General features: G+C 72.5%; 3 protein-coding genes. 2 read left to right on the forward strand and 1 reads right to left on the reverse strand.

The genetic code is table 11. From position 1 onward, the window contains the following. Positions 1-240: 240 nt before the first annotated feature. Positions 241-867: a TetR family transcriptional regulator gene (locus AAHZ94_RS32010; protein WP_349997214.1), complete on the reverse strand. Its 627-nt coding sequence runs from the start codon at positions 865-867 to the stop codon at positions 241-243. A gap of 80 nt (positions 868-947) precedes the next feature. Between AAHZ94_RS32010 and AAHZ94_RS32015 the strand changes: the two genes are divergently transcribed. Continuing rightward, positions 948-1886 (forward strand): oxidoreductase, encoded by a 939-nt coding sequence (locus AAHZ94_RS32015; RefSeq protein ID WP_349997215.1) that lies wholly within the window; start codon positions 948-950, stop codon positions 1884-1886. A gap of 187 nt (positions 1887-2073) precedes the next feature. Continuing rightward, a partial coding sequence (locus tag AAHZ94_RS32020; RefSeq protein WP_349997216.1) for a glycosyltransferase family 2 protein occupies positions 2074-2898 on the forward strand: 825 nt, incomplete at its 3' end.

Genomic DNA, 2898 nt, shown 5'->3' on the forward strand with positions numbered 1-2898 from the left:
GGGGGGGGGGGGGGGGGGGGGGGGGGGGGGGGGGGGGGCGCGCCGCCCGCCCCCCCCCCCCCCGCGTCTGTCTGCCCAAGATCTGCATGCTCGGCATCCGCATCCCCGGCGTCTGTCCGCCCGGCATCCGTATGCCCCGAGTTCGCCCGCCCCGCCAGTCTTGGCGGCTTTACGCGCCCGGGGCCGCAGCCCTCCCGTACGCGACCTGCAGGAGGTCGAGTAGGGCCGGCTGCGAGGCCATCAGCCGCCGGTCGGCCGGGGTGGCAGCGCGTCCAGGGCCGGGGCGATGACGGCGAAGGCGCGGTCGATGAGTTCGGTGGGATCGTCGTGGCCGTCGCTGGCGCACCAGCGGTGCAGGACGGCGTCGAAGGCGGTCAGCGCCATCCCCGCGGCCATCCGCGGATACAGCTCCACCTCCGGGTCCAGGCCCGTCCGGTCGGCGAGCTCCGTCGTCAGCCCGTCACGCCACTGCGCCTGGCGCTCCAGGAAGCGGGCGAGCAGGGCCGGGGTGTGCAGGATCAGCCGCACCACGCTCAGCGCCCGGTCGACGTGATCGCCGCAGGCGGCGATGGGCACCCGCACGGCGTGCAGCAAGGCCACCGACGGCGGCTCGGCGGCGGGGCGGGCGGCGAGTGTGGTGCGGATGTCGTCACCCATGTCCGCGAGGAACTGGACCACCACGTCTTCCTTCGACGCGAAGTACCGGAAGAAGGTCCGCTTGGACACGCCGGCGGCAGTCGCGATCTCGTCGATGGTGACCGCGTCGAAGCCGTTCTGCACCAGCAGCCGCATCGCCGCCTCGGTCAACTCGTCCGCGACGAGCTGTCGCTTGCGCTGGGCCAAGGTCACGTCCGGGCGGGGATTCACCCGTGCATGGTAACTCCGCGCCCCTCGCGTCACCGAGTGACAGCTTGACACTTGGTGACACGAGGGGCAGTGTGTGCCGAATGAAGCAGCAGCACTGGACCGCCGAAGAGATCCCCGACCAGAGCGCCCGCGTCTTCGTCGTCACCGGAGCCAACAGCGGCCTCGGGCTGGCCACGACCCGGGCGCTGGCCCGCCGCGGCGGCCACGTCGTACTCGCCGTGCGTGACGCGGCGAAGGGACGCCGGGCGGTCGCCGACCTCACCGCCGAACTGCCCGCGGCCAGCCTTGAGGCGCGCACCGTCGACCTCGCCGACCTGGCATCGGTCCACGCGTTCGCCGACGGGCTGCGCGCCGACCACCAGCGCGTCGACGTCCTCGTCAACAACGCCGGCGTCATGGCGCCACCCAGGACCCTCAGCCCGCAGGGCCACGAGGTGCAGTTCGCCTGCAACCACCTCGGACACTTCGCGCTGACCGGCCTCCTGCTCGACCTGCTCGGCGCGGGGACCGACCCCCGGGTGGTCACCGTGAGCTCCATCAACCACCACAAGGGACACCTGCGCTTCGACGACCTCACCGGCGAGCGCGGCTACGCGCCGATGGCGTTCTACAACCAGTCGAAGTTCGCCAACGCCGTCTTCGGCCAGGAACTGCACCGCAGACTGACGGCGGCAGCCAGCCCGGTGCGCAGCGTGCTGGCCCACCCTGGCTACACCGCGACCAACCTCCAGACCCGGTCCGCCGTCCGGCTGTGGCGGGTGCTCCTCGGCGGCATCGGCAACCCGCTGCTCGCCCAACGCCCCGAGCGGGGAGCACTGCCGCAGCTCTACGCGGCGACCGCGCCCGAGGCGATGGGCGGCCAGTTCATCGGCCCGGCAGGACCGGCCGAACTGCGCGGAGCGCCCACCACGGTCACCCCGTCGGCCGCGTCCCTCGACCCGGAGACCGGCCGCCGCCTGTGGGAGCGGTCCGAAGAGCTGACGGACGTGCGGTACGGACTGCCCGCGACCACCGGCTGACGCCCGCACCGGACGCGGTACGCGCCCACGTCGTACCCGCAGGTGACGGGGTGCTCCGCCCCGGCGGCGCGTACCCCCACGGACCTCCCGCACGGCCCTGACCAGCGACGACCACCTGCGTGGCGACTCCTACCCGATCACGGTGCTTGAATGGACCTTCGTACCTGATCTGGCAAGGAGAAGCGCTGTGCCCTTGGTGTCCGTCGTGATGCCCGTGTACAACTCGGCAACCACCCTCGGTGCGGCCGTCCGGTCGGTGCTCACCCAGACCCATGGCGACGTGGAGCTGCTGGTCACCGACGACCAGTCGGCCGACGGCTCCATGGACCTGCTGCGTGAGTTCGCCGAGCAGGACGAGCGCGTGCTGCCGGAGTCGGCACCCGAGCGCGGTGGCGCGGGCCGGGCCCGCAACCTCGCGATGGAACGGGCCCGCGGCGACTACATCGCCTTCCTGGACAGCGACGACATGTGGCTCCCGGAGAAGACCGAGAAGCAACTCGCGTTCGCCGCCGAGGGCACCGCGCCCCTGACGTTCACCTCGTACTTCAAGATGGACGCCGACCACGCGGGCGAAAGCACCGACTGGGTGCCGAACGGCCGGGTGATCCGCGTGGCGCGGGAACACGTGGACTACCGCGCGATGCTGGTCCGCGACCACATCGGTGCCCTCACGGCCATGTACGACCGCAAGGCCCTCGGCACGAGGCTGATGCCCGAGATGCGCAAGCGCCAGGACTACGCCCTGTGGCTGTCGATCATGCGGGACGGCGCCGACGCCCGGGGCCTCGACGAGCCCCTCGCGGTGTACCGGGCCCAGCAGCCGGGCTCGCTGTCCTCCAACAAGCTGTCCCTCGTGAAGTACAACTGGGCCCTGTACCGCGAACACGAACACCTGTCGGGGCCCCCGGGGGCGCGGGGCCGGGGCGGCGCGGGGGGGGGGGAGCTGGGGCACAAGCGCCACTGTGGCTGCGGTGGGTGTGTTGGGGCGTGGGGGTATGGGGCCCCCGCGCCC

Origin of the sequence: Streptomyces sp. HSW2009 (assembly GCF_040240285.1) — a bacterium.
GTDB lineage: Bacteria > Actinomycetota > Actinomycetes > Streptomycetales > Streptomycetaceae > Streptomyces.